At 71.4% G+C, this 24,675-nt stretch carries 24 protein-coding genes, 1 tRNA gene, 1 pseudogene and 1 riboswitch; of the genes and pseudogenes, 14 read left to right on the top strand and 12 right to left on the bottom strand.

Annotation, left to right across the window (positions count from 1 at the left end; translation table 11 throughout):
• Window positions 1–35: 35 nt before the first annotated feature.
• The 4 genes from ACFVX6_RS05235 to ACFVX6_RS05250 all read right to left on the bottom strand — a co-directional run bounded on the left by ACFVX6_RS05235 (window position 36) and on the right by ACFVX6_RS05250 (window position 4,833).
• Window positions 36–920, bottom strand: coding sequence for an aldo/keto reductase (locus ACFVX6_RS05235; protein WP_389688130.1), 885 nt, complete (start codon window positions 918–920; stop codon window positions 36–38).
• Window positions 920–2,134: a serpin family protein gene (locus ACFVX6_RS05240; protein ID WP_389688132.1), complete on the bottom strand. Its 1,215-nt coding sequence runs from the start codon at window positions 2,132–2,134 to the stop codon at window positions 920–922. The genes ACFVX6_RS05235 and ACFVX6_RS05240 overlap by 1 nt, the downstream gene beginning before the upstream one ends.
• A 43-nt stretch (window positions 2,135–2,177) precedes the next feature.
• Complete coding sequence (locus tag ACFVX6_RS05245) at window positions 2,178–3,422, bottom strand: serpin family protein (protein ID WP_389688134.1); 1,245 nt, start codon at window positions 3,420–3,422, stop codon at window positions 2,178–2,180.
• 79 nt (window positions 3,423–3,501) lie between these two features.
• Complete coding sequence (locus ACFVX6_RS05250) at window positions 3,502–4,833, bottom strand: glycoside hydrolase family 18 protein (protein WP_389688136.1); 1,332 nt, start codon at window positions 4,831–4,833, stop codon at window positions 3,502–3,504.
• A 569-nt stretch (window positions 4,834–5,402) separates the two neighbouring features.
• Between ACFVX6_RS05250 and ACFVX6_RS05255 the strand changes: the two genes are divergently transcribed.
• From ACFVX6_RS05255 to ACFVX6_RS05285, 7 genes and pseudogenes are all read left to right on the top strand, one after another.
• Window positions 5,403–6,137 (top strand): ankyrin repeat domain-containing protein, encoded by a 735-nt coding sequence (locus tag ACFVX6_RS05255; RefSeq protein ID WP_389688138.1) that lies wholly within the window; start codon window positions 5,403–5,405, stop codon window positions 6,135–6,137.
• A gap of 54 nt (window positions 6,138–6,191) precedes the next feature.
• Window positions 6,192–6,264: transfer RNA gene (locus tag ACFVX6_RS05260), tRNA-Trp, on the top strand.
• Between the two features lie 276 nt (window positions 6,265–6,540).
• The gene (locus ACFVX6_RS05265) at window positions 6,541–6,753 is read left to right on the top strand and encodes a hypothetical protein (protein WP_389688140.1); all 213 of its coding nucleotides are present in this window, start codon (window positions 6,541–6,543) and stop codon (window positions 6,751–6,753) included.
• A gap of 42 nt (window positions 6,754–6,795) precedes the next feature.
• Window positions 6,796–7,038 (top strand): hypothetical protein, encoded by a 243-nt coding sequence (locus ACFVX6_RS05270; protein WP_389688142.1) that lies wholly within the window; start codon window positions 6,796–6,798, stop codon window positions 7,036–7,038.
• A 284-nt stretch (window positions 7,039–7,322) separates the two neighbouring features.
• A complete protein-coding gene (locus ACFVX6_RS05275; protein ID WP_389688144.1) occupies window positions 7,323–7,964 on the top strand; it encodes a gamma carbonic anhydrase family protein in 642 nt (213 codons plus the stop codon).
• A gap of 85 nt (window positions 7,965–8,049) precedes the next feature.
• A pseudogene (locus ACFVX6_RS05280) lies at window positions 8,050–8,621 on the top strand (IS630 family transposase); the annotation flags it as partial.
• Between the two features lie 314 nt (window positions 8,622–8,935).
• Window positions 8,936–9,211 carry a hypothetical protein gene (locus tag ACFVX6_RS05285; protein WP_389688146.1) on the top strand — a complete coding sequence of 92 codons (276 nt, stop codon included), beginning with the start codon at window positions 8,936–8,938 and terminating at the stop codon, window positions 9,209–9,211.
• Window positions 9,212–9,272: 61 nt separating this feature from the next.
• Here ACFVX6_RS05285 and ACFVX6_RS05290 read toward each other — a convergent pair whose 3' ends face one another.
• Entirely contained in the window at window positions 9,273–9,491 is a 219-nt protein-coding gene (locus ACFVX6_RS05290) for a hypothetical protein (protein WP_389688150.1), read from the bottom strand.
• 316 nt (window positions 9,492–9,807) lie between these two features.
• On the opposite strand from ACFVX6_RS05290, the gene ACFVX6_RS05295 reads away from it, so the two are divergent.
• Window positions 9,808–11,019, top strand: a complete 1,212-nt coding sequence (locus tag ACFVX6_RS05295; RefSeq protein ID WP_389688152.1) for an IS110 family transposase — start codon at window positions 9,808–9,810, stop codon at window positions 11,017–11,019.
• Here ACFVX6_RS05295 and ACFVX6_RS05300 read toward each other — a convergent pair.
• Window positions 11,016–11,438 carry a hypothetical protein gene (locus ACFVX6_RS05300; protein ID WP_389688154.1) on the bottom strand — a complete coding sequence of 141 codons (423 nt, stop codon included), beginning with the start codon at window positions 11,436–11,438 and terminating at the stop codon, window positions 11,016–11,018. The two genes, ACFVX6_RS05295 and ACFVX6_RS05300, sit on opposite strands and share 4 nt — an antisense overlap.
• A 125-nt stretch (window positions 11,439–11,563) precedes the next feature.
• Here ACFVX6_RS05300 and ACFVX6_RS05305 point away from each other — a divergent pair, with 125 nt between their 5' ends.
• Window positions 11,564–11,887, top strand: a complete 324-nt coding sequence (locus ACFVX6_RS05305) for a hypothetical protein (RefSeq protein ID WP_389688156.1) — start codon at window positions 11,564–11,566, stop codon at window positions 11,885–11,887.
• A gap of 56 nt (window positions 11,888–11,943) precedes the next feature.
• Here the strand turns inward: ACFVX6_RS05305 and ACFVX6_RS05310 are convergent, their stop codons facing one another.
• From ACFVX6_RS05310 to ACFVX6_RS05325, 4 genes are all read right to left on the bottom strand, one after another.
• Window positions 11,944–12,681 carry a trypsin-like peptidase domain-containing protein gene (locus ACFVX6_RS05310; RefSeq protein ID WP_389688158.1) on the bottom strand — a complete coding sequence of 246 codons (738 nt, stop codon included), beginning with the start codon at window positions 12,679–12,681 and terminating at the stop codon, window positions 11,944–11,946.
• A 92-nt stretch (window positions 12,682–12,773) separates the two neighbouring features.
• Window positions 12,774–13,652 (bottom strand): GNAT family N-acetyltransferase, encoded by an 879-nt coding sequence (locus tag ACFVX6_RS05315; protein ID WP_389688160.1) that lies wholly within the window; start codon window positions 13,650–13,652, stop codon window positions 12,774–12,776.
• A 298-nt stretch (window positions 13,653–13,950) separates the two neighbouring features.
• Window positions 13,951–15,966 carry a PA14 domain-containing protein gene (locus ACFVX6_RS05320; RefSeq protein ID WP_389688162.1) on the bottom strand — a complete coding sequence of 672 codons (2,016 nt, stop codon included), beginning with the start codon at window positions 15,964–15,966 and terminating at the stop codon, window positions 13,951–13,953.
• An 81-nt stretch (window positions 15,967–16,047) separates the two neighbouring features.
• Window positions 16,048–16,494: a hypothetical protein gene (locus tag ACFVX6_RS05325; RefSeq protein ID WP_389688164.1), complete on the bottom strand. Its 447-nt coding sequence runs from the start codon at window positions 16,492–16,494 to the stop codon at window positions 16,048–16,050.
• 321 nt (window positions 16,495–16,815) lie between these two features.
• Here ACFVX6_RS05325 and ACFVX6_RS05330 point away from each other — a divergent pair, with 321 nt between their 5' ends.
• The 5 genes from ACFVX6_RS05330 to ACFVX6_RS05350 all read left to right on the top strand — a co-directional run bounded on the left by ACFVX6_RS05330 (window position 16,816) and on the right by ACFVX6_RS05350 (window position 22,404).
• Window positions 16,816–17,808: a helix-turn-helix transcriptional regulator gene (locus ACFVX6_RS05330; RefSeq protein ID WP_389688166.1), complete on the top strand. Its 993-nt coding sequence runs from the start codon at window positions 16,816–16,818 to the stop codon at window positions 17,806–17,808.
• A 9-nt stretch (window positions 17,809–17,817) separates the two neighbouring features.
• Window positions 17,818–17,955: riboswitch (cobalamin riboswitch) on the top strand.
• A 37-nt stretch (window positions 17,956–17,992) separates the two neighbouring features.
• On the top strand, window positions 17,993–18,985 hold the full coding sequence (locus tag ACFVX6_RS05335) for an ABC transporter substrate-binding protein (RefSeq protein WP_389688168.1): 993 nt from the start codon (window positions 17,993–17,995) through the stop codon (window positions 18,983–18,985).
• Complete coding sequence (locus ACFVX6_RS05340; protein WP_389688170.1) at window positions 18,982–20,037, top strand: FecCD family ABC transporter permease; 1,056 nt, start codon at window positions 18,982–18,984, stop codon at window positions 20,035–20,037. Before ACFVX6_RS05335 ends, ACFVX6_RS05340 begins: the two co-directional genes overlap by 4 nt.
• Window positions 20,034–20,888 (top strand): ABC transporter ATP-binding protein, encoded by an 855-nt coding sequence (locus tag ACFVX6_RS05345; protein ID WP_389688172.1) that lies wholly within the window; start codon window positions 20,034–20,036, stop codon window positions 20,886–20,888. Before ACFVX6_RS05340 ends, ACFVX6_RS05345 begins: the two co-directional genes overlap by 4 nt.
• Window positions 20,866–22,404, top strand: a complete 1,539-nt coding sequence (locus ACFVX6_RS05350) for a PE-PGRS family protein (protein ID WP_389688174.1) — start codon at window positions 20,866–20,868, stop codon at window positions 22,402–22,404. Before ACFVX6_RS05345 ends, ACFVX6_RS05350 begins: the two co-directional genes overlap by 23 nt.
• Window positions 22,405–22,433: 29 nt before the next feature.
• On the opposite strand, the gene ACFVX6_RS05355 is transcribed toward ACFVX6_RS05350, so the two are convergent.
• Window positions 22,434–22,823 carry a VOC family protein gene (locus tag ACFVX6_RS05355; RefSeq protein ID WP_389688176.1) on the bottom strand — a complete coding sequence of 130 codons (390 nt, stop codon included), beginning with the start codon at window positions 22,821–22,823 and terminating at the stop codon, window positions 22,434–22,436.
• 174 nt (window positions 22,824–22,997) lie between these two features.
• Complete coding sequence (locus tag ACFVX6_RS05360) at window positions 22,998–24,623, bottom strand: N,N-dimethylformamidase beta subunit family domain-containing protein (RefSeq protein ID WP_389688178.1); 1,626 nt, start codon at window positions 24,621–24,623, stop codon at window positions 22,998–23,000.
• Window positions 24,624–24,675 lie beyond the last annotated feature (52 nt).

The raw sequence follows: 24,675 nt of genomic DNA on the forward strand, positions 1-24,675 counted from the left end.
AGTCCAGGAGTCCAGGAGTGCCGGCGCACCGGGGGCTACCCGGCTGCGAGCAGGGCCGTCTCCCCGGCCGACAGCCGCAGCGCGCCGGCGGCGACGTTCTCGTCCAGGTGCTCCGGGTTCCCGGTGCCCGGGATGGCGAGGACGTGCGCGCCCCGGCTCAGGGTCCACGCCAGGCGGAGCTGGGCCGGGGACACGCCGTGGGCCCGCGCGAGATCGCGTACCGCCGGGCCCTCCTCGGTGACCCCTCCGGCCTCCTTGCCCGTGCCCGCGATCGCGAAGAAGGGAACGAAGGCGATGCCCTGCTCGCCGCACGCGTCGAGGAACGCGTGCTCCTCGCCGGGCGAACCGATCCCGTACGCGTTCTGCACGCAGACCACGGGAGCGATGGCCTGCGCCTCGGCGAGGTGGTCCGGCCGCGCGTTGGACACGCCCAGGTGCCGGATCAGCCCGGCCGTGCGCAGCTCGGCGAGCGCCCCGAAGTGCTCGGCGATCGAACCGGTCGTCGCCTGGCGCTGCACGCGCAGGTTGACGACGTCCAGGTGGTCGCGCCCGAGCTGGCGCAGGTTCTCCTCGACCTGTCCGCGCAACTGCTCGGGCGTGGCCCACCACCACTCGCCGGCGGCATCGCGGGCCGGCCCGACCTTGGTGGTGATGACCAGCTCGTCGGCGTACGGGGCGAGGGCCCGGTTGATGAGCTCGTTGGCGGAGCGGGTCGCGGAGAAGTAGAAGGCTGCCGTGTCGATGTGGTTGACGCCCAGTTCGACGGCCCGCCTCAGCACCCCGGTCACGCGGTCGCGGTCGCTGGGGGAGCCGTCGGCGAGGTGCGTGAGGCGCATCGCGCCGAACCCGATGCGGCGGACCGGGAGGTCGCCGAGGAGCCAGGTGCCGGAGTCGGTCGCGGTGATCTTGTCCGAAGTCATCAGGTGAGGGTATCGGGGTCGGCGACCCAGCCCGCGAACAGCACGAGACCGGAATCCCGGTCGACGGCGAGGAAGCCGAAGGGCCGGTCCACCTCGAACTCGGCCTGTCGGACCCGGTACGACCGGGTCCTCGCGGCCCCGCGGAACATGCCGACGGCGGTGACGGCCGCGGCCTCGAACCCCTCCGCGTGGAAGCGGGCCACGGCCGACTGGCGGGCGGAGCGGACCGCGAGCGGGACGGAGGAGATGCCGGGGAAGTGACCGGGGCGGGCGGCCGCGGAGGCGAGCCCGAACAGCTCGGCGTGCTCCAGCAGATCGTGCTCGGCGCGGATGCCGAAGGCCACCGTGCCGATCCGGGCCACGGGTTCTGGGCTGGACGAGTCCACCGTGCGCAGCGACAGCCCGGGACCCGCTTCGCCGTCGGGAAGCTCCCTCGCGGTCGAGGAGGCGAGCGCGCCGGTGACCTCGGCGATCCCGGTCGTCAGGACGTCCCCGGGCACGTCCCCGGGCTCACCGAGCAGCAGGTGCACGTCCGCACCGCGGGCACCGGGCGCGCCCGGCACACGGAGCAGGGTCACCGGGCCCGAGGGCCCCCGGGCCACCCGGATCCGCTCGGGGAAGGCGTGGGTGACGGCCAGCCCACGCAGGGAGCGCCCGCCCCACGGGCCGTGTGACGGCCGCACGGGCCGCTCCAAGAAGGGTTGCTCCCAGGTCAGTTGCAGCGCGAGCGCGGAGGCGAGGACCAACTCGACGTGCGGGCCCACCTCGACCGGCATCTTCTCGACGAGGCCGCCGGTGCGTTCGGCCGCCCAGGCGTCCAGGGCCTTGCGGTCGGTGTCCTCGTCGCCGGTGAGGGTGGCCCGGGTCCCGGCGGGGAGCCGGGCGGACCAAGCCGCCTCCAGCGGGAGGTCCCGCCGCGCCCACAGGCCGGTGGCGGCCCGCACGCCCCGTACGCCGTCCAGCGCGGTCAGCAGCTCCCGGGCGGCTTCGGCCGCCGAGTCGGCGGGTATGCCGAGGGCTTCGGCCAGCTCGGTGCGGGCCGGCCCGTCGGCGCCGTCCGCGAGCAGGGCCAGCAGCGGCCAGAGCCCGGCCGCGGTGAACACCGTGCCGTCGCCGTCGCCGTCGCCGTCGCCCGTGTCCGCGGACTGCGCCGACCGCCGTGCCGCCCACCGTGCCGTCAGGCGGTTGACCGCCTCCACCGTCGAGTTGTCCATGGAGCGGAGCGTACGGGCACCGGCCCGGCGGAGCGGGACCGGCTCAATCCCATTCTTCGGCATCCAGCTTCGCCCAGGCCTCCGCTTCCTCCGCCGCATGGTCCTTCACCTCGTACGGGAGGGGCTCCGCCACCCAGCCCGCGGCGAGCACCAGGCGCGAGGTCCGGTGGACGGCGAGGAAGCCGAAGGGGCGGTGGAAGGCCACTTGGGCCTGTCGGACGCGGTACCTCAGCCGGGGCATCGCGCAGCCGGCGGCAAGCCCGATCGCCGTCACGGCGGCCGCTTCGAACCCCTCGGAGTGGAAGCGCGCCACTGCCGACTGCCGGGCGACGCCGACGGCCAACGGCTCGCCGCTGATGCCCGGGAAGTGGCCGGTCCGGGTGTCGGAGGCGCTCTGCAAGCCGAACAGCCAGGCCGGGTCGAGGAGATCGTGGTCGCCCTTCACCTCGAAGGCCACCGTGCTGATGTGCAGCCGGTGTTCGCGGCGTTCCGAGAGGACGCTCCCGATGCGCAGCCCCGGCCCCGGGTTTCCCTCGGGCAGCAGGCTCGCGCCCGTGGAAGGGATCTCCCTGGTGACGGCCGCGATGCCCGCCTGGAGGGTCCGGCCCGGCGGGGCCTGCGGCTCGCCCAGGACGAGGTGGACGTCGACCCCGCCGTCGCCCACCACCTCCAGCAGGGTCACCGGACCGCCCGGCGCCCGGGCCACGCGGACCCGGTCGAGGAGGGTCGTACTGCGGCTCAGGGCCTGCACCTCCTGCCTCGCCCAGGGGCCTTCGCCGATCTCGGTCGTCCAGGCGTGGAAGGGCTGGATCCACCGCATGCGCAGCATGAGTGCGGAGGCGAGCACGAAGCGCGTCTCCTCGTCGACGGGGACCGGCATCTGCTCGACGAGTCCATCGGTGCGGTCGGCGGCCCAGGCGTCCAGGGCCTTGCGGTCGGTGTCCCCGTCGCCGGTGAGGGTGCCCCGGGTCCCGGCGGGGAGCCGGGCCGACCACGCCTCCTCCAGGAGGAGGTCCCGCGCGGCCCAGAAACCGGTGGCGGCGCGCAGGCCCCGTACGCCGTCCAGGGCGGTGAGGAACTCCCGGGCGGCGTCGACCGCCGTGTCGGCGGGTATGCCGAGGGCCTGTTCCAGCTCGCTGCGGGCAGGTCCCGCCGCGCCGTCGGCGAGCAGGGCCAGCAGCGGCCAGACCCCGGCGGCGGTGAGGACCGTGCCCTCGTCGCCCGTCACGGCCCGGCCGGCCCAGCGCGAGGTGAGTGCGTTGACCGCTCGTACCGTCTGCGTCTTCATGCGGGGAGCGTAAGGGGTGGGGCGCCGCCGGGACGGGTCGTTTTCCACGGCCCGGCGGCGCTGTTCAGGGGCGGGGCCGTCAGCGGCCGCGCAGTCCCTCGTCGACCGCGGTCATCAGCTCACCGTCGGCGGTGTCCGCGTCCAGCGACCAGAACATCGCGCCGCCGAGGCCCTCTTCACGGATGTAGCGGGTCTTGGTGCGCAGCACCTGCGGGTCGTCGTACGTCCACAGGGTGGTGCCGTCGAACAGCCAGGCACTGCCGTTGCGGCGGTCCCGGTGGAGCTTGTAAGTGCCGGACGCCGCAAGCTGCTTGAGCTCCTTGTAGTCCGCGTACCCGGATGCCCAGGTGGCGGGAGCCGGACCCGTCGCGGGCTGCCCCATGCCGTCCCCGCCGCCGCTGACGCCGGTCCAGCCCTGCCCGTAGAACGGCATGCCCATCACGAGCTTGTGCGCGGGTGCGCCGCGCCGCTCCCAGGCGTCCACGGTGCCGTCGACGCTGAAGTCGTTCCTCGCGTACAGCGCGGACTGCTGGGCGGTGGTCGCCTCGCCGGAGACGTGGAAGTCGTAGCCCTGGAGGGTCACGAAGTCGAGGTCGCGCATGATCCGGCGGACGTCGAAGCCCGCGTCGATCTTGGCGGGGGCGGTCGGGACGAAGGCGGACAGCTCGTACTTCGCCTTCCGCTTCTGGCTGCGGGCGTAGTCGTCGAGCTGCGTGCGGAACTCGCTCACCAGCGCGGTGAAGTTCTTCTTGTCCTCGGGGCGGTAGGTGGTGTCGGTGTCGCCCGACGAGCCGGGCCACTCCCAGTCGATGTCGAACCCGTCGAAGATCCCGGCGGCCGAACCCGCGCCGCCGCGGCTGCCGTCCTGCGGGAGGTTGCCCTTGATGTACAGGTCGATGCAGGAGGACACGAGGGCCTTGCGCGAGGCCGGGGTGAGCGCGGCGTCCGAGAAGTGCGTGGACCAGCTCCAACCGCCCAGGGAGAGCAGGACCTTGAGGCCGGGGTGCTTGGCCTTGAGCTCGCGGAGCTGGTTGAAGTTGCCGGCGAGCGGCTGGACCCAGTCGTCGGCGACGCCGTCCACCGAGTTCTCGGCGTCCAGCGGACGGACGTAGTCGGCCCAGGCGTCGGCCTCACCGGGGATGTTTCCGGTGAAGCACTTGCCGTCCGCGCTGATGTTGCCGAAGGCGTAGTTGATGTGCGTGAGCTTGCTCGCGCTGCCGTTCTTCTCCAGGTCCTGGACCTGGAAGTCCCGTCCGTAGACGCCCCATTGGGTGAAGTAGCCGACCTTCTTGTACGAGCGGCCGTGCCCGGAGTCTTCGTGGCCGGAGCCGTCGTGGGCGGGGGCGAAGGCGGTCAGCAGGGAGAGGGAGCAGGCGGCGACTGCCAGCCTGCCGAGCATGCTGCGGCGCATGGGCTTCCTTTGCGGATGCGGTGAGTGGTGCCGGGGCGCGTGCGCTGTGCATGCGGAAACTATTGGTCTGGACCACAGCGGGTCAAGGGGGTGGGGCAAGTCGGTGCGGACGGGAGGGTGTCCGGGGCGTCCGGCGCGCCCGTTCTCCAGGCGCAGCTCTACGGAAACCAGCCGGTCCGCGTTGTCGGGCGTGGGGGCCCGTCGGGTCGGCCACCCGGGTGAGGGTCACGTCGAGGCGCTCGCCGGGGCGGTTCCGGTGAGGGAGACGGTCTCGCCGGAGCTGTCCGGGCCTGGACCGGCACCGGAACTCAGGGGTGGGGCCGAGGGGCAGGGCGGCCGTCAGCACCGCGAGGGCGACGAGCGCGCGAGGGCGACGAGCACGCGCGGGCGACGAGCACGCGCGGGTGCGGCGTCGTCCGGCGGGGCCCGACCGGGCTGCTCCGCGCCGGGGGGAACCTGATGCCACCGCACCGCTCTTCACCCTGTCCTCGATCCTCCGTAGAGGGGGGGCGCGCGCCCCGCGTCGACCGGGGGCTCCAGGGTTGCCGCGGGCTCGTAGGCTGGGCGGCATGCTCGCTCTCGCATCGGAGGACCCGCTCGCCGTAGCCGTCACGGCCGCGATCCGGGGCGGCGACCTGGACGGACTCCGGCGGCTACTGGCCGCGCACCCCGGGCTGGCGGGGAGCCGGATCGTGAAGCGGGGCGAGGCGGCGGGCGAGCGGAGCCTGCTGCACCTCGCCGTGGACTGGCCCGGCCACTACCCGCGGACCGCGGAGGTGATCCGTACCCTCGTCGCCGCCGGAGCCGACCCGGGGGCCCGCTTCGTCGGCTCGCACCGGGAAACGCCGCTGCACTGGGCCGCGAGCAACGACGACGTCACCGCGATCGACGCCCTGGTCGAAGCCGGGGCCGACATCGAAGCCCCGGGTTCGATCCTGGGAGGCGGCGCCCCCCTGGCCGACGCGACCGGCTTCGGGCAGTGGAGGGCGGCGCGCAGACTCCTCGAACTCGGAGCCCGCCCCACCCTCCAGGACGCGGCCACCCTCGGACTGCTCGCCGCGGTCGAGGAGTCCGTCGCGGCGGGTGCGGATCCGGATGAGATCACCAGCGCCTTCTGGGGGGCGTGCCACGGGGGTCAACTGTCCACGGCGCAATACCTGTTGTCTCAAGGAGCGGACATCAACTGGATCGGCCACGGCGGCCTGACTCCGCTCGACATCGCCCTGACCAGCGAGGACGGCCCGCTCATCGACTGGCTCGGGTCCGGCGGCGCGCGGACCCGGACCGAAATTCCTCGCGGTTGACCACCGAATTCAGTGGATCTTCGGAGTACGCCATGGCATGGTTGGTCTCACCGAAGGGGTGTAGCTCAGTTGGTAGAGCACCGGTCTCCAAAACCGGTTGTCGTAGGTTCGAGCCCTGCCACCCCTGCAAGGAATGACCAGGTACTTACCTGTCGAAAGCCCAGGCCGGAGCAATCTGAACCTGGGCTTTTCTGTGTCTGTGTGCGCTTTGACTATGGGGCGATTCGCTCTCGCTACCCGCGCCGGCAGTCTGACTACAGCGCTCCACCTCCCACCCCACCATCCGATCTTAGGGATGCCGCGCGGCGTGCGTTTGCCGTCGATGGAGTCCCCGCCTGTCCCTTCTGTCGCCCGACGTGGCCCTCGGCGTGCTGAATTGCCCTGAGCCGCGCACGCTGGACGTATGCCCGACCGCACGCACATCGTCGTCCACCCTGCCGACCGGGACGGCGGCCGCGCGGTGACGGCGCACGTTCATGGCGAGGATCGGCCACTCGGCGTGGCGCATTCCTTCGCGGGAGTCGTCGACATGTTCCGAGCCGCCGGCCTGGAGACCGCGGCGGGCTGGCCGCCGATTCGCTGGCAGGGTGGCGGCCCCGACGCCTGGGGCGACTGACCCCGGGATGCCCGACCGGCCGTGACGTCGCAGGCTGGAGCCATGGACCATGCGCCGATCCTCGTGCACCGAATCTCCCCGTCGGGAGGCCGACGGGTCGTGATCCGGATCCTCGGCGTCGACACCGTCCTCGGCGTCGCCTACTCCGACCGAGACCTCATCGAATTCCTCCGGCGCATCGATGTCCCGGACCCGGACGACATCGTCCCGGGCGACTCCACGGCCATCGCCTGGCGGCCAGGGCGCGTGGATGATCCTCGTGAGGGAGCTGCGACTGCTCCATGACGCCGAGATGCCCGTTGATCCGGGACTCTGAGACCTCAATATCGGGAGAGATCCCTCCAGAGCTGCCTTCTGGTACGCCAGGACCACAGCCTCCTGACTGTAGAAGTCTCCGTAAGTGGCATCGTCATGCTCACGGTCGAGGCTCGGCCCGACCTCTTCAGCCAGTGCCGTAGCAGCCAACGTTCGCCCTGTAGTGCCTCAGATCGCGGATGGCGCATGTCTCGGCGAACGCGACGTCGGAAATCCGCCAGCATGCTCGCGATCGGTCGGCAGAGAATCCGCTCATGATCACTGAAGCGCAGGGAATCCGCATCCGGCATCGCGGGCATGAACCGCAGGTCCATCCCACCGCCTACGTCGCCCCGACGGCCACGCTCGTCGGTGATGTGCGCGTGGGGCCAAGGGCGCGGGTGATGTACGGTGCGGTCCTCGATGCCGAGGGGTCTCGGATCGAGGTCGGGGAGGCGGCGGTGATCTGCGAGAACGCGGTGTTGCGCGGGTCTGCGGTCGCCGGCGATCAGCCGGTGCTTGTCGGCGACCACGTCTTCGTGGGGCCGCATGCCACGCTGCTGGGCTGCGAGGTCGGCAGGTGCGTCTATGTGGCGACCTCGGCAACGGTCCTCCAAGGCGCACGGTTGGGGGCCGGCTCGGTTGTCGCTGTCGGCGCGCTCGTCCATGCGCGTACCGTTTTGCCGGACGAGTACTTCGTGCCGCCGCACACCGTGGCGCTTGACGCGCCGGTGCGGCTGCTGGCCCCTGGCGATCCGGGCCTGGCCGAGGCCGTCGGGCGGGTGGGCTTCGCGCAGGTGGCGTTCGGCGTGGACGCGGAGTGGACCGACCGGATCAGCCGGTACGAGCGCATCGCGGAGGTGCGCGTCGCCGAGTTCGGTACGCACGCGGATGATGAGGTTTTGAATCTCGGGTAGCGCCGCATCAGCGGCCCTTGTGCTGTGGCGAGGTGACGCACCGTCCGGATTCCACGCCGGCGCGCGCGTCCGGCAAGCTGTGCCGGTGGCAGAGCGAGTGCGGCTCCGTGAGATCGACGACGACGAGGGCAGGCGGCTGCTGCTGCTGCGGATCATCCGTAGGGGCACAAAGTCGGTGGTGACCTGGCGCCGGGCGCAGATTGCCGAGGTGACGTTCACCAGCGCGGACCGGGTCCGGGATGTAATCCACAACTTCAACGCTGACGGGCTTCGACTCCCTCTTCCGAAGTACGCGGGCGGGCGGCCGAGGACCTTCACCCTGCCCGAGCGCCCGGAAATCAAGAAGAACGCCAAGTCCAAGCCGGTCGAGCACGGCCTGCCGTTCTCGACCTGCATCAGCCGCGAGGGCCTGCGGGTCCTGCTCCGTGAGGAGGGCGTCTCGTTCCCACGCATAAGACCTGGAAGACCTCTCACGATCCGGACTACGCCGCCAAGAAGGCCCGCGTCGAACACCTCTGTGCGATCGCCGACGGCGAGGTCATACCCGAGGACGGCGAGCCGGAGGTGGTGTTCTGCCTGGACGAGTTCGGCCCGCTGAACCTGCAACCCCACCCGGGCGGGCAGTGGGCCGAACGCGGCGGCAGACACAAAGACCCGACCGTGAACCACGTTCACCCTCGACGGCACCCACGTTGCCTGATGCGGCACTAGGTGGACTCGCCACTCGCCGACTAGTTCGACGAGCGTCCGCCGAAACCTGACGGCGGGCGATCCACGGGGCCAGCCAGGTGCCCAACACCACGGTCGTGAGTGCTGCAATCGGAACTGTTTGAACGGTAGTGGTCAGAAGTGATCGGGCGAGCAACATCAAGCACCCCCTCGGCGAGGGGATGATGCTACTGGCGTCCGTTGAGACGTGGCGGTTATCGCGGCTGACGCCTGCCCCCGATCTTCGGGTGCACACTGGCGGCATGCCGAGACAACTCGAGAGCGACGCGGTACTGGTGATCGACGGGACCGAACGGGCAGTCCATGCCCGGGTTTCCATCTTCGACGACGGCACCCCGAAGACGTGGTTCGGCTCCCTCACGGCCGACGATCCCGGGCTCGAGCGGGAGCTGCTGAACGCTCGCGCGGCCGTCCTGCGCATGCCGGATGGCAAGGAGGGGTTCATCAGAGCCAGCGACGGGCCCAGTAGGAAGCGGGGCGAGGTCGCCTTCACGGGCAGTGGACAGCCGCCCACCTGACCCCAGGCACAGCAAAAGCCCCCACCCGTGAGGGGTGGGGGCTGCTCGCACTCCAGTTCTCTCACACATCGCGGTGGATGAACTCGCGCGCCTTCTCCGGGGTCGGCTCAGCCGTCGGCGGTTCCATGCCGACGGCGCGGATGTAGCCGCGAAGCTCGCGCACCCGGCCGATGAGACAGGCGATGGCGACGCCAGCCCCCTCAAGACACCGGTTCTGAACGCCGGTCGTTGTCTCTGGCTGAGTGATGCGGTGGCCCTGCCCCGTGATCTCACCGCTCATCCGGTCTGTGACCGCGGTGAAGTCGTCGCGATTCTCCTGCCTGGGTGTCCGGCGGGCTGCGCGTGCCGTTTGCCCCCCCGTTACCTTTTTCGTGGCTCCGCAATGGGGCTACCGGCCTTCGGGTCCGGCATGACTTCCCCCCCTTGTTGTTGATGATCCGGGGGGTGGTGTCACCGGGCCCGGAGGCATCGACGGACCGCTGATGAGGGGCTTGAGCACCGGCTTCACCCAGGCCGGAAGAGCTCTCCGTAACGTGGATGTGGCAGCTCGGTGCCGTGGCAAGGCCGGACGAAAGCGTGAGCGGAGGGGCTTGCACGTGATCGACACCGGCGGCATCGACGTCTTCCTCGGCCTGGACGGCAAGGGCGAACACCACGCCACCGCCGTCACCCCGGCCGGAAAGAAGGCATTCGACAAGCGCCTGCCCAACACCGAACCCAAGCTCCGCGAGCTGTTCGCCAAGCTGCAGGCCAAGCACGGAACGGTGCTGGTCGTGGTCGACCAGCCTGCCTCGATCGGGGCTCTGCCGCTGGCCGTCGCGAGGGACATGGGCTGCCCGGTCGCCTACCTTCCCGGGCTGACGATGCGGCGGATCGCCGACCTCTACCCGGGCGAGGCCAAGACGGACGCGAAGGACGCGTTCATCATCGCGGACGCGGCCCGCGCGATGCCTCACACGCTGCGGGCGATCGACGGCGAGGACGAGACGATCGCCGAACTGGAGATGATCGTCGGCTTCGACGACGACCTCGCCGGCGAAGCGACCCGGTTCGCCAACCGGCTGCACGGCCTGCTGACCCAGATCCATCCGTCCCTGGAGCGGGTGCTGGGGCCGCGGTTGCAGCACCTGGCTGTCCTCACGTTGCTGGAACGGTTCGGATCACCGGCTCAGATTCGCAAAGCTGGCAGGCGCCGCCTGGTGACGCTGTTACGGCCGAAGGCGCCGAGGATGGCCGAACGGCTGGTCGAGGAAATCTTCACCGCTCTGGACGAGCAGACCGTCACCGTCCCTGGCACGGACGCGGCCGCGCTGATCGTCCCGAGCCTGGCCCAATCTCTGACCGCCGTCCTTGACCAGCGCAAACTCCTGGTCGGGCGGATCGAGGAGATCCTGGAGGCTCACCCTCTTTCGAAGGTCCTGAGGTCGATGCCGGGAGTCGGCGTCAGGACCGGAGCACGGATTCTGATCGAGGTCGGTGACGGCAGCACGTTCCCGACCGCCGGCCACCTCGCCGCCTACGCCGGTCTCGCGCCCGCGACCCGCAGTTCCGGGTTGTCGATCCGAGGCGAACAGCCCTCCCGCAGGGGAAACAAGCAGCTCAAGAGGGCCTTCTTCCTCTCCGCGTTCGCGGCCCTAGGCGACCCGGCATCGCGGGCCTACTACGACAAGAAGATCGCCCAAGGGAAGCACCACACTCAGGCTCTGCTCTGTCTCGCCCGGCGCCGGGCCGACGTCCTCTTTGCGATGCTCCGTGACGGAACCTTCTACGAACCGCAGCCTGTTCGGACCGTCGTTCCACAGACCTAGACCATGGTCAGGAGGTGGTCCGTGGGTCCGTAATCGATCTTCCAGTCGGCATAGACCCCCACGGCACCATCCCTCCGACACCGCAGCCCAACCGTCACCCAGCGGACCAACCCATCGTCGGCAAGCGAGAACGCGACGGCCACCTCGAACTCCCTGCTTCCGCACGGGCAGCCGGCCTCGCCAGGATCCGCCTCCTCCCAAAACTCCTCGCTATCCGCGATGAACGCGTGGACGCCGCAACCAACACACATCCGCTCGGCCCCGCCCTCGGCATCGTCAAAGAGCACGAGGAACACACGCCCGCCACAACTGCCACAGACGGAGGAAGCGATCATCACCGGACGGCTGTCGTCTGCGCTCCGGAGAAGCACCGCGAGGTCCGCAGAGACACCCTCGCCAACCTGATCATCAGCATGCACAGGCACATCGTTCCAGAGGCCCGAACCAGCACCCCTCCACCTTGACCAAACAGATAGGGGCCCCCCGGCCCTGATCGGCCGGGGGGCTTTTCCGTACCAGGAGTCTGGTGGGTCAGGATGGCTGCATGGCGAGCTGGATCCGCACGTACTACGAGGACGAAGACCTGTGGCTGTACTTCGAGGCCGATGACGAAGGCTGGGTAGCGCGACAGGTCGAGATCCGGGGGAAGGACTCGCGCCCGATGACGGCGGCCTCTCTGGAAGAGGTCCGGTACGTGCGTGATCATGCCGACCTCTCGGCGATGTTCCGCTACGACGGCCAGTACGGGATTCTCGCCGAAGGTCCCCTGGACGGCTGGCGGGACCAGCCCGAGGCGGCGGAGATCTCCGAGGAGGAGTTCGAGCGGCTGTGGGCTGATGCGCGCCGTTGTCTCGGCGGTTCAGCCTGACTCGGTGGCGCCCGGTGCGACCGGGGCCCGTTCTCCGCCAGTGCCCGGCGGCGCCCCTAGCCGTGCTCGGACTGCCGGTAGAGACGCTCCGCGAACGCGCCGAGGGCCGTTCCGTAGCTGACGCCCTCACCACCGCTGACGTTCACCGCGACGACGCTGCCTGACGCGGACTCGCCCGAGAGGTACGGGCCGCCGCTCGATCCGGGCCCCATCATGCAGGGGATACTCCTCAGTCTCTTGCCGGCCTCCCACGCGCCGGTGCCCGAGCAGTGCAGGAGCCGGTCCGTGTACGGGTAGCCGAAGTAGTAAGTCATCGCGCCCTGTTCGCCGGCGAACGAGACGGGCTGGGCGCCGGTCGCCTCGGAGATGTTCCGCCCGTCGACGCCGGGGTACATTTCGAGCATGGCCACGTCCAAGCCGTCGGCCTGCCAGTTCTCGGCCATCCGTATCAGGGGCACCGTGAACCCGCCGTGGGGTGCGGTACCGCGTCGGTAGCCCGGAACGAAGTAGAGGTCCTTGTCCCAGGTGGCCTCGCCCGGGGACGCCCCCTCGATCGACGTCCTGACGCAGTGGGCCGCGGTCACGACGGTGCGGATTCCGACGACGGTCGCGGTGCAGGCGCCGAGATCGCCGTCAGTGCCCGAGGCGTACAACCGGCCGACCGTCTTGGCTATCGAGCCGTCACCGGTCCACTCGGGCTGGACCAGGTCGTCCCTGGCGTCTCCGGCGGCCACTGCTGCGATGCCTTCGGAGGTCCAGTACCTCTCGGTCCGCCCGCGGGCAAGACCTGTCACAGCAGCGTCGTGAACCACGGTGCGCACGTCGGTGGTCGATGCCGGCGGTGTGGCATCGCCTGCGGACGGTGAAGAGGGACCGCAGCCGATATCTACAGGTCGAGCTGGTACTGCAGTGTCGTGTGCGTGGGCAGGTAGCCGAGGCTGTCGCTGATGTGTCTCATGTGCGTGTTGCTGTCGGCGGTGTCGGTCAGGAGGCCGTCGAGGTCTGGATGGCGCTCGCGGGCTTGTCGGATCGATTCGGCCTTCATCCATCGGCCGAGGCCGTGTCCGCGGTGCTCGGGCAGGACGCCGGTGCCGTAGTGCTGGCCATCGCCCGTGCCATTGCCGGGGACGACGAGTTCGGTGAACCCGGCGATCGAGCCGTCGCGGGTGTCGATGGCGACGACGGTGTGCAACAGGTCGCCGCGCTGTTGGACGGCCTTTGCCGCAGCCCGCACCCGGTCCACGTCCCAGGCCGTGGTTCCGTGGTCGGTGTCTTCCATGGGCATGTCGTCCATGGCCCGGCGTGACGCGGCGAACGTCTGGGCGAGGGCGTCGGGGACGGTTCCCTGCCAGGACGCCAGCCGGTAGTCGGGATGCGGGCTCTTGATGACCTCGGCGAGGGCGATGGTGTCCACGTCGGCCAGTGGCAAGCGGGCGTACCTCAGGGTGAGGACCTTGCGGAAGCCGTGGGCCGGGAGGAAGTGGTCGCCGGGCGATCCTGCCCGGGCCTGCGCGCTGACGCAGCGTCGGGCGTCGTCCCGGGCGGCGGCCACGGCGGTGTCGAGGAGCTGGGAGCCGACGCCCTTGCGGCGCTCCACGGGGTGGACGTGGAGGGTCAGTTCGGCCAGGTGCGCTTGTCCGCCATCGAACAGGCGCAGAAAGGCCGTTCCGACGGGGTTGGAATCGGCATCGGACGCCAGCCATGCAAGGCGTCGGCTGTGTGCCCCGTGAGAGGGGTCGGTCAGTGGGGTGATGCGGAGCGACAAGGTGTCTCCGTCGTGAGGAGGTGGCAAAGGTCAGTACGCGGGCTCAACTGCTGGGCACTCCTGCGCATGTGCTCCACACCTCCTCGTCGACAGTGCCGGTCCGGATCAACATGGACGGCTGGGAGAACGTAGCTGGTCCATCGGTTCCTCGGCAAAGGGTTAACTGAAGGCTGGTTGGTGCGGCCCTGTTCCTCCATCGGCGCAGGTAGGCACGGTTCTTCCGGGAGCCGTACGCCTTGTCTGCCTGTCTGCCTTGTCTGTACGTACTCTGTCCGGTCGCTTGGTTCGGGGGGCGCTCCTACTGGTGGGGCGGAGGGAGGATCACGTGGTTTCCGCCGGGCACCGACTCCTTGCCGTCAGCGTACGAGGCGGTCACCCGGTAGAAATGGGTGGTACCGGTGGGCGGGCCGGAGTCCGTGTACGAGGTGCCGGTGATGGGCCGGGTCGTCAGCTTCTCGTAGGCCTTGGTCGTCGGATTCCAGCGGTACACCAGGTAGCCGATGGCGTCCGCGACCGTGTTCCACGACAGTTCCACGTCGGTGCCGGAGGCCGTACGGGTGGCGCCGAGGGCGACCGGTCCGGTCTCGGGAGTCCCGACGGACGGCGTCAGGTCCAGCTCGGTCGCGTTCACGACCGTGGCATCTCCGGTCCACTGGAAGCTGGAGTTGCCGGTGGTGTCGACGGCGTCGACGAAGAAACACTGCTCCTCGCCGTCCGGCAACGCTTCCAGCAGGTACGACGTGTCAGCGGTGCCGAGGTACGCGGCCACGCCCGCCGAGCAGTCCGCACCCACCGGGGTGCCGCTGTAGACCTCGTAACGCCGGAGGTCGGCCGCCGGATTGGCGTTCCACTTCAGGACGATGCCGTAGGCGGTGGCCCGCGCGGTCAGGCCGGTGACCGCGGGGGGCGGTGTCTGGTCGCGGGAGCCGGTGGTGACGGTGGCGGTGTTGGACGACACGGAGGTGTTGCCCGCGTACTGGTCGACGCCCCAGCCCTTCACGGCGTAGTGGTACTTGGTGTTGGCTGCGGTCCCGTTGTCCTGGCAGGTCCACTGGATCTGCCCGTCCGGCAGCTTCTTCGAGGTACGGCTGCCGCAGAAGACCTCCGCCGTCTGGGTGTTCACCGGGAGGGTGGTGGACCGGTAGACGGTGAAGCCCTCGTACGCGCCGTCCGTTGCCGGGCGGACCTTCCAGGTCAGGTCGACGTACTTGCCCGAGGCAGGCTTCGCGGTGACCTCGTGCGGTGCCGCGACCGGGCGGCGAGCGGTGACCGGGGTGCTGTACTGGGAGGCCCGGCCGGCCGAGTCGACGGCCGCGACCTGGTACTCGGAGACGACCGAGCGCGGGGCCGCGGTGTCTTTGAAGCTCGCCGCGGTGGTCTTGCGGACGGTGGGGTCACCGATCCGCTTGACCAGGTAGCCGGTTGCTCCGGGAGACGTCGGCCAGGTCAGGGAGATGCCGGTGTCGGCGGCTGTGGCACGGGGCACGCCGGGAACGGCGGCGTTGGAGGTGGTCACCGGCTGCCCGGCGGTCGCGGCAGAGGCGTTGCCGGCCAGGTCGAAGGCACGCACCTGGTACTGGTAGGTACGGCCGGCGCCCTCGGGTGGCGGCTCGGCGAAGGAGGTCGCCTTCGTGGTGCGGACGGTGGTCCAGGCGGTGGTCCCCGCGAGCCGTCGGTAGACCCGGTAGACACCGAGGTCCATCTCCCTGTTCGCCGCCCAGGACACCTTCACCTGCGCGGTGGTGTTGTCGAGCACCGACGTGACGCCGGTCGGCGCGAGGGGCTTGACCTTGTCCTCGGCCGCGGAGGTCCTGGGCACGTAGCCGAACTTGATGTCGGCGGCGCCGCTCCAGTTGACGGTGTAGACGCGCAACTTGTGGGTGCCGGGCGGAATCGTCACGTTCACGGTCTGCGTCTGGTCAGCCGCGACGTTCTTCCACAGGTCGATGTGAAGGGCCCCGTCGAGGTAGACGCGGATGCCGTCCTGGCCGGTGGCCGTCAGGGTGAACGGGCCGCCCGATCCGAAGTCCCGGTCCAGGGTCCAGCGGACCCCGAAATTATCGGCCGGCAGGCCGGCGGCCGGAGCGCCGGTGCCCCAGTTCTCGTCGACCGTGGTGTCGCAGTCGGTCCGTACGGGCGCCTGGCTGAACGAGGTGGTGGGGAAGAAATCGCGGGTGGACTGCGACGACGGGCACGTCGCCGCCGCCGTGGCTGCTGCGGCGGAGGTGGCGCCTGCGGCGGTGATCAGTCCGCAGGCGGTGGCCATGGCAGCCAGCGCGGCGGCGGCACGGTGCCGCCGAGGAGTTGTGGTCACGGTGTGAGGCCTGTCCCAAGAGGAAGGTGGACTGGCGGGTCACGAGGGGGTTGATCTTCCGCCGGGCAGACTCTACTGAACTCAGTAAGTCGGGCAGAGGTTGGCCTGGACGGTCGCGACGATGAGGGCGGACTTTACGGGGCCGAAGCCGTCGGGGTGGTTGGGGCCGATGAAGCGCTGGTTCGCGCCGGCCACTCGCTTCGCCGGGTCCTTCTCGCCCTTCATGGACTGGCACTGGTCGAGGCCGCGCGAGACGGCCTTGTCGTCGTTGCCGTTGACGATCTCGGGGTCGATCTTGTTCAGCGCGGCCAGGTAGGCGGCGCGCTGCGCGGGTGCGGGGCTCGGCGGGAGGCCGCTGTCCGGGCGGGCCGCGCTCGGATCGGCGCTGGGTCGGGCGCTCGGGTCGGCGCTCGGCACGGTCGAGGTGGAGGGCTTGTCGGGGGTCGGTGCGTCGGAGTCGCTGCCGCAACCGGTGAGGGCGAGGATTCCGGCGCCGGTGAGGGCGATGATCACGTGGTGTCTGCGCATCGGGTCATGGTGGCCCGGGAGCGGGTCCTGTGGGGCCGCTGTGACCGGGCTGTGACACGGCCCGCGCGGACGGGGGACGGGCAGGGTGAGCGGGGGTGGCTCGGCCGGGCTGCTCAATGGACCGGCGTGGTGGGGTGGGCCCGGATCGGTCCCCTCGACCCGCCCGGCTGCCGGCGGTGCGCCCGTTCCGTGCGCAGTGCTCCGCCGCCGGCCTGGTGCGGGGGTGTCTCGCGATGTCGGACCGGCCCGGCCGGGGTGCGGAGGCGCCCGAGGAACCCGGAGGTGCCCGAGGAACCCGGGGAAACCGCCTAGCCTGGGGGAATGAACGCCACCGCCGGGCGAGAGCCCCGTTCCGACCTGCGGGACTTCCTGCGTTCCCGGCGTGCCCGCATCGGTCCCGAGGAGATGGGGGTCGCCGCCCACCCGGGGCGGCGGCGGGTGCCCGGGCTGCGGCGGGAGGAGGTCGCGCAGCTTGCGGGGGTCAGCGTCGACTACTACACGCGGCTGGAGCAGGGGCGCACCCTGCACGTCTCCGATGAGGTCCTCGACGCCGTGGCCCGTGCGCTGAGGCTCGACGCCACCGAGCGGTCCCACCTCTTCGACCTGGCCCGGCCGCAGCGGGCCACCGGGCCCGGGCGAGCAGCCGGCGCGGCGGCCGGAGCCCCCGGCCCCGCGGAAGCCGCCGGCCCGCAGCGGGTCCGGGCCGGTCTGTACCGGGTACTGGACGCCCTCGACGACGGCACCCCGGCGATGATCATGGGGCGCCGGCTTGAGGTCCTGGCCGCGAACCGGCTCGCCGAGGCCCTGTACGCCGACTTCGGCGCGGCAGAGCCCCACACCTCGGAGCCGGACACCCCGGAGCCCCACGCCTCGGAGCCGGACACCCCGGAGTCGGGCGCGCCCGGTCATCGCGGGCGCAATCTGGCGCGGTTCCTCTTTCTCGACCCCGCCGCCCGCGGGCTCTTCGCCGACTGGGAGAGCGCCGCGCGCGCAGCCGTCGCCGCGCTGCGGTTCTACGCGGGCCGACACCCGTACGATCCGGACCTGAGTCCGCTCGTCGAGGAACTAGGCGCGCTCGACGGTGACTTCCGGCGTTGGTGGGCCGGGCACGACGTGCTCGAACACACCCACGGGACCAAGCGCTTCCGGCACCCCCTCGTCGGCGAACTCGCCCTGGAGTACGAGTCCCTCGCCTTCCCCGACGACCCCGACCAGACCCTCTACCTCTACACGGCCGAGCCGGGATCACCCTCCGACGAGGCGCTGCGGACCCTCGCCTCCCGGGCGGCCGACGCGGTGCGCGCGCAACGCTGACGTCGCCCTTCTGGCACACTGGGCCGGGTTATCCAGGCGGTGCAGGACAGGAAACCGGTGCGAATCCGGTGCGGTCCCGCCACTGTGACCGGACACCCCCGTGCGGGGACCCGGGAGTCAGACACTGACGCACCGCCTCTTTCGGTTCGACCAGGGGACGCGGATCCCCCGGAGAGGCTTCACCATGTCTTCGTACCCCCGTGCGCTGCTGCGCGCGCTCCTGCCCGTCCCCCTCCTGATACCGCTGGCCGCGTGCGGGGGATCACCCGCAGCGCAGGACGCGAAGGCGGCGGCGAGCGCCGCGCCCGGATTCCCGTACACGGTCACCAACTGCGGTGTCACCAGCACCTATCAGGCACCGCCACAGCGTGCGGTCACGATGAACCAGCACGCCACCGAGATCCTCCTGGCCCTCGGGCTGGAGGGAAGGACGGTCGGGACGGCCTACCTGGACGACGCCGTACTGCCCGCCTATCGGCCCGCGTACGACAAGATCAAGGTGCTGGCGAAGGAGTACCCCTCCAAGGAGATCCTCCTCGGCGCCAACCCCGACTTCGTGTACGGGGGTTACTCCAGCGCCTTCGACAAGGCGCAGGGCCGCGACCGCGAGGGACTCGCCAAGTCCGGCATCAACTCCCGCCTCAGCGTGGAGTACTGCACCGAGGGCAAGGTCGGCCTCGACCAGCTCAGGACCGAAATCACCGAGGTGGCACGGACCTTCGGCGTGCCCGAGCGCGGCGAGCGGCTCATCGCGGACGAACAGCGCCGCATCGAGGCCGTCAGCGCGCGCGTGAAGGACCGGGCCAAGCCCGCCGTCTTCGTCTACGACTCGGGCGAGGCCTCCGCCTTCACCTCGGGCGGCAAGGGCATCGGCAACGAGATCGTCTCGATGGCGGGCGGGACGAACGTGTTCGCCGACCTCGACGACACCTTCGGCGACGTGTCGTGGGAGAAGGTCATCGAGCGCAAGCCCGAGGTCGTCCTCATCTACGACTACGGCGGCACCACCGTCGAAGCCAAGAAGCAGCGCCTGTTGAACGATCCGGCGCTGGCACAGGTCCCCGCGGTCAAGAACCAGCGGTTCGTCGTGCTCCCGCTGTCCTCCGCCGTGCTCGGCGTACGCGTCGCCGACGCCGTCGAATCGCTGGGCGGCCAGCTCCACCCCGCCGCCCCGTGAGGCTCCGGGCCGCCCGCGCGTTCACCCGTACGCCGGTCGTACTGGCCCTGCTCGCCGCCGCGCTGGCCGCGTCGGCCCTGGCGGGCCTGGCCCTGGGGCCGGTACGGATCCCTCCGGGGCGGGTGCTCGACATCGTGCTCGGAGGGCCGGGACCCGGAGGGGGAGCAGGAGCGTTCGGGGCGATCGTGTGGGACGTCCGGATGCCGCGCGTCCTGCTCGGAGCCGTCGTCGGCGCGGGACTCGCCGTCGCGGGAACCGTGCTCCAGGCCCTCGTACGCAACCCGCTCGCCGACCCGTTCCTGCTCGGAGCCTCCTCCGGGGCCTCGGCCGGGGCGGTGCTGGTGATCGTCTTCGGCGCCGGGTTCCTCGGCTTCGCGGGCGGGACCGCGGTACCGCTCGCCGCGTTCGCCGGGTCGATGGGCGCGCTCGTCGCCGTCTACGCGATGGCCCGGCGCGGCGGCACCATGACCACCGGCCGGCTGATCCTCGCCGGAGTCGCCGTCCAGTACGTGCTGTCCGCCCTGACCAGCCTCATCCTGGTGCTGGCCGCCCATCCCGATCAGATCCGCAGCGTGCTGTTCTGGACCCTCGGCGGGCTGGGCGGGGCGCGCTGGAGCGAACTGGCCCTGCCCGCCGGGGCCCTGCTCCTGGGCACCGGGCTGCTCGTCGCCCTGGCCCGGCCGCTCGACCTGCTGCTCGCGGGGGAGGAGGGCGCCCAGACGCTCGGCCTGGACACGGGCCGCTTCCGGGCCGCCGTGTTCGTCCTCACCTCGCTCGTCATCGGCGTACTGGTGGCCTACAGCGGGGCGATCGGCTTCGTGGGGCTGATGGTCCCGCACGCCGCCCGGATGGCCGTCGGCGCCGGGCACCGGGCGCTGCTGCCCGTGGCCGCGCTGGGCGGGGCGGTGTTCCTGACCTTGGCCGACCTGATCGCCCGTACCGCCGCCGCGCCGGAGGAGATCCCGGTGGGCGTGGTCACGGCGCTGGTCGGCGGGCCGTTCTTCTTGTGGATGCTGCGCAGGTCCACCCGTACCGAAGGGGTCGTGGGATGAGGGTGGGACGGCCTACGGGGCCGGTGGCCGAGCCGGTGGCGGAGGCAGCGGAGGCGGCGGAAGCTGCGGAACTCGCCGTCGAGGCCGTGCGGTACGAGATCGACGGGCAGCCGCTGCTGCACGGGATCGACCTCACCGCCCGCCCCGGCGAGACGGTCGGGGTCGTCGGTCCCAACGGCAGCGGCAAGACGACACTGCTGCGCTGCATCTACGGCGCCCTGCGCCCGACCGGCGGGCGCGTCCTGCTGGACGGCGCGAACGCGGCCTCGCTGGGCGTCAAGGACCGCGCCCGGCGGGTGGCGGTGGTGCCCCAGGATGCGGCCGGCACCTTCGGGCTGACCGTGCGCGAGGTGGTCGCCATGGGGAGAAGCCCGCACAAGCGGTTCTGGGAGCAGGACGGACCCGACGACGTACGCCGCGTCGCGCGGGCCCTGGACACCGTCGGCGCGGCCGCCCTCGCGGACCGCCGCTTCGACGGGCTCTCGGGCGGCGAGCGCCAGCGCGCCCTGGTGGCCCGCGCCCTCGTCCAGGACCCCGGCCTGCTCGCCCTGGACGAACCGACCAACCACCTGGACATCCGCTACCAACTGGAGATCCTCGGCCTGGTCCGCGCCCTGCCGGCCACCGCCCTGCTGGTCCTGCACGACCTCAACCTGGCCGCGATGTACTGCGACCGCCTGTACGTCCTGGCGGGCGGCCGCGTGGCGGCCTCCGGCACCCCGGCGGAGGTGCTGACGGAGCCCCTGCTGGCCGAGGTCTACGGGGTCCGCACCCGCATCGGCACCCACCCGACGACGGGCGCGCCGCACATCGTCTACCTTCCGGAGGATGGGGAGCGAACGGGGTACTGACGCGGTGGCGGGCTGGGACGGGCTGGAGTTCGGGGAGGCGGCCGGCCCACGGCTGCGCCAGGAGAGACTGGAGGGCCTGAGCATGAACCGTGCCGCGCCCGACGGGATCCTGGTGGCGATGCTCGGCATCAGCGACCAACTGCCGTACCGGGCGGACCTGCCGCAGGCGGTGGTGGAGGCGGCGATCGCACACCCGGACTGGAGGGTGCGCGGCAGCCTGGCCGAGCATCGGGGCACAACGCTGCGGTTCTCGAGGACCGGAACCCGGACCTGCGTCACACTCACCACCGAACAGTGGTCCCGGCTCGTGCGGGGAGAGCCGAACGACCGGCGCCGGTACCAGTTGGCGTACGCGGCGGACGCCGCCGGGGGGCTGCTGACGGAGGACGTGTACGAAGCGCTGGCCGCGGCCCGCTCCGACGACGCGCGGGCGGACGCCGCGAGCCTGCCCCGCATGCCGGAGCGGCTGCTCCGGGCCCTGGCCGCCGATCCGGCGGCCACCGTGCGCGCGGCGGCGGCCGAGTCGGCCTGGGCGCGCTTCGACGACGGGCTGCGGGCCCGGCTGGCCGAGGACACCGCCGAGGTGGTGCGGACGGCGGTCGCGCTGGCCCGGCACGAGGAGGCCCCGGTCACGTGCGAGCTCTTCGACAGGGTGAGGGTGACGTTCGACCTCGTGGAGACCCGGCGGCTGGACCGGGACCTCGTGCTGCGCCTCAGCGGGAGCCCGGACCCCACCTGGCGAGCTTTCCTCGCGGCGAACCCCTACCTGGAGCCCGACCAGGTCGCCGCACTGGCCGCAGATCCCGCCCACGCCGTACGCCTTGCCGTATCGCTGCGGCCCGAGCTGACGGAGGAGGAGCGGGCCGGCTTCCTGCCGGGACTGGAACTCGACGGGCTGCGCCACCCCGCTCCGTGGGTGATGGCCCTGCACGGTGATCCCGCGGCGATGCGGCGGCTCGCCGGCTCGGTTCACCCCGTGCTGCGCAGCAGCGTGGCGATGGCCCGGCGGCTGCCGCCAGACGTCGTGGAGCAGCTGGCCCGGGACCGGGACCCGACCGTGCGGCTGTTCCTCGCGGAGCGGTGCGACGACGCCCCGGCGGACATGCTGCTGGAGGTCTTCACCTGGTGGACCGGCAGCTTCTCCACACCGAATCGCCCCTACGGCCACCCGAACTTCCCCGGCCGGAACCTGCTCCGCTACGCCGAGGACCCCAACCGGCGACTTCGGCAGCTCGCGCTGGACGACCCGGACTCCACGGCGGAGCTGGTGGAACGCTTCAGCCGGGACGAGGACGAGGAGGTCCGGGCTCGGGCGGCGACCGACCCCCGGCTGTCCGGGGAGTCGGCGTTGCGGCTGCTCGGCGACCCGTCCCCGTCGGTCCGCCGGGAAGCCGCGGAACATCCGCGGCTTCCCGTGCCCGCGCTGGCCCGGCTGCTCGCCGACGAGGAGACGGCAAGGGCGGCGGCCGGGAACCCGGCGCTACCGGAGTGGGTCATGCGGCGCATGCTCGACTGAACGGAGCGCCGGGGCGGGCCGGGCCGGACCTACTGCTTGAAGCCGCCGTACGGGACGGTGATCAGTTCCATTCCGTGGCCCGAGGGGTCCAGGAAGTAGACGCCGCGGCCGCCGTCGTTGTGGTTGATCTCGCCGGGGCGCTGTCCGTGCGGATCGGCGAAGTAGGTGATCCTCGCCTGCTTGATCTTCTCGAAGGCCTCGTCGAACTCGGCCTCGGAGACGAGGAACGCGTAGTGCTGCGGGGTGATGGACTCGGCGGCGATGGTCGCGAAGTCCAGGGTGACGCCGTTGGCGATCTCGACGGGGATGAAGGGGCCCCAGGGGGCTCCGACCTCCAGGCCGAGGAAGTAGGCCAGGAATTCGGCCGACTCCCGGTGGTCACGGGATTGGATGATCGTGTGGTTGAGCTGAACCGTCATGAGTGGATGCCTCCGAAAGGCACTCTCGGCACCTCCATGCCTCACCCAGCCGGTGACCGACACGCGATGCCGCGACATGATCCTAAACAGCCCTTACGGGATGAGTCCAGTGCGTTTGGGTGGAGCCGTGGAGCCGTGGAGCCGTGGAGCCGTGGAGTGGTCGAGGGGCGGGCCTCACGCGCTCGGACCCCCGTACACCGCCTTCACGTTGTCCTGCGCCGGATGCGTCCGTCCCGCCGGGCCCGCCGCGAAGGTGCGGAGCAGGTTCTCCGTCACCCGCGTGGTCAGGGCGCCCGAGCGGGCGTCCAGGCCGTGGTTGGCTCCGCTGCGGCCGTCGCCCTTCGCGTCGAGGGCCTCCACCCAGCGCATCGTCCCCGTCGCGAAGACGGCGGCGCCGCTCGGCGTCGTGTAGTACGCCGTGTCCTGGTGGCTCGGGCGGCCCTCGCAGACCACGGGGGAGTGGGCCAGGATCTCGATCGGGCGCGGGGTCGTGAAACCGGTGTTGACCTTGTCGTACTCCACGCCGACCAGGTGCGGGAAGCTCTCGCCGGCCTTCGCGCCGGTGCCCTCGAAGAGCCAGTGGCCCGGGTTGGTCACCACGTACGGGGCGTCCACCGGGTAGCCGTCGTAGATCACGCCGAGCAGCGAACTCTCCGGGTCGGCGGCCGGCGGGGAACGGAAGTCGACGGTGGCGGGGTGGCCGCGCTTGAAGCCGGGATCCTGCTCGTAGGAGGACTTGTAGCAGACCACCGTGCGGTCCGGCCCGAGCTCGGAGGCCTCCAGCCGGATCCGGCGGTAGCAGCAGTTCGCGCCCAGGATCGCGACGTTGGTGCCCGCGTCCCGGGCTGCCGTGACGTGCGCCCGCTGCTCGGGTGACCAGTACTCGTCGTGTCCGAGGGAGAGGACCGCCGAAGCTCCCTCCAGCAGGCGCTTCTCCCGGGCAAGGTCGGTGGTCGTCGTGTACGCCAGGGGGATGCCGAGCCGTTCGGCGAGCGCGAGCAGCGGAGCCTCGTACACCAGGAAGAGGCCCGCGCCGTCGTCGTACTCGTAGGGCCGGTCGAAGGTCACGGCGAGCGAGCGCGAGGCGTATCCGCCACTGGGGCCGTCGTAACTGCCGTAGCCGCCCCAGCGGTTGTACGCCTGCCAGGTCGCCACCGCGTTGACCACGACGGTACGTCCGGCCGTGGCGGCGGACCGCACGGTGACGGGGACGAACCGCTGGCCCTCGCCGCCCTGCGCGTCGAGGCGCAGCAGGTAGCAGCCCTCGGGCCAGTCCTTGGTCTCGACGGTGGTGCTACGGGCCCACCGGGTGCGGACCGTGCGCGTCGAGGCGTCCACCGTGTGGTCGGGCTGGCGTACCCCGGGCAGGGCCTCGGAGCGCCAGACCAGGCGGGCCCGGGCGCCGCCGTACCAGCCCATGCGGTAGGCGGAGACGGTGAACCGGGGCGCAGTGGTGGAGACGTGCAGGCCGAAGGACTCGCCGGGGAGCACGCTGACCCGGTCGGCGAAGCCCTCGATGGCGCGGGCCGGGCCGGCCTTGGTGACCTGCCAGTCGGCGTTCCCCGGGCGGGCGTTCTCGGCCCGGACGTCGAAGCCGTGCGGCCCCTCCTTCTTCTGCGGGGTACCGGACGGCTCCGGGCTCTCGCCGGGCCCCGCCCCGTCCGCCGACCCGGCGTCCCCGCTCGTGCAGCCGGCCACGGCCCCCAGCCCGGCGGCGGTGGCTGCGGCCCCCGTCGCCAGGGCGAGGAACCGCCGCCTGCCCGCGCCTTCGCCGTCCCCGGATATGTGCTCCTGATCCATGCAGGTCACGCTATGTCACCCTGTGGGCTCCGCTGTTACCGCCCCGCGGGTG

The sequence above is a fragment of the Streptomyces sp. NPDC058289 genome (assembly GCF_042880975.1).
In the GTDB taxonomy this organism is placed as follows: Bacteria; Actinomycetota; Actinomycetes; order Streptomycetales; family Streptomycetaceae; genus Streptomyces; species Streptomyces stoeckheimensis.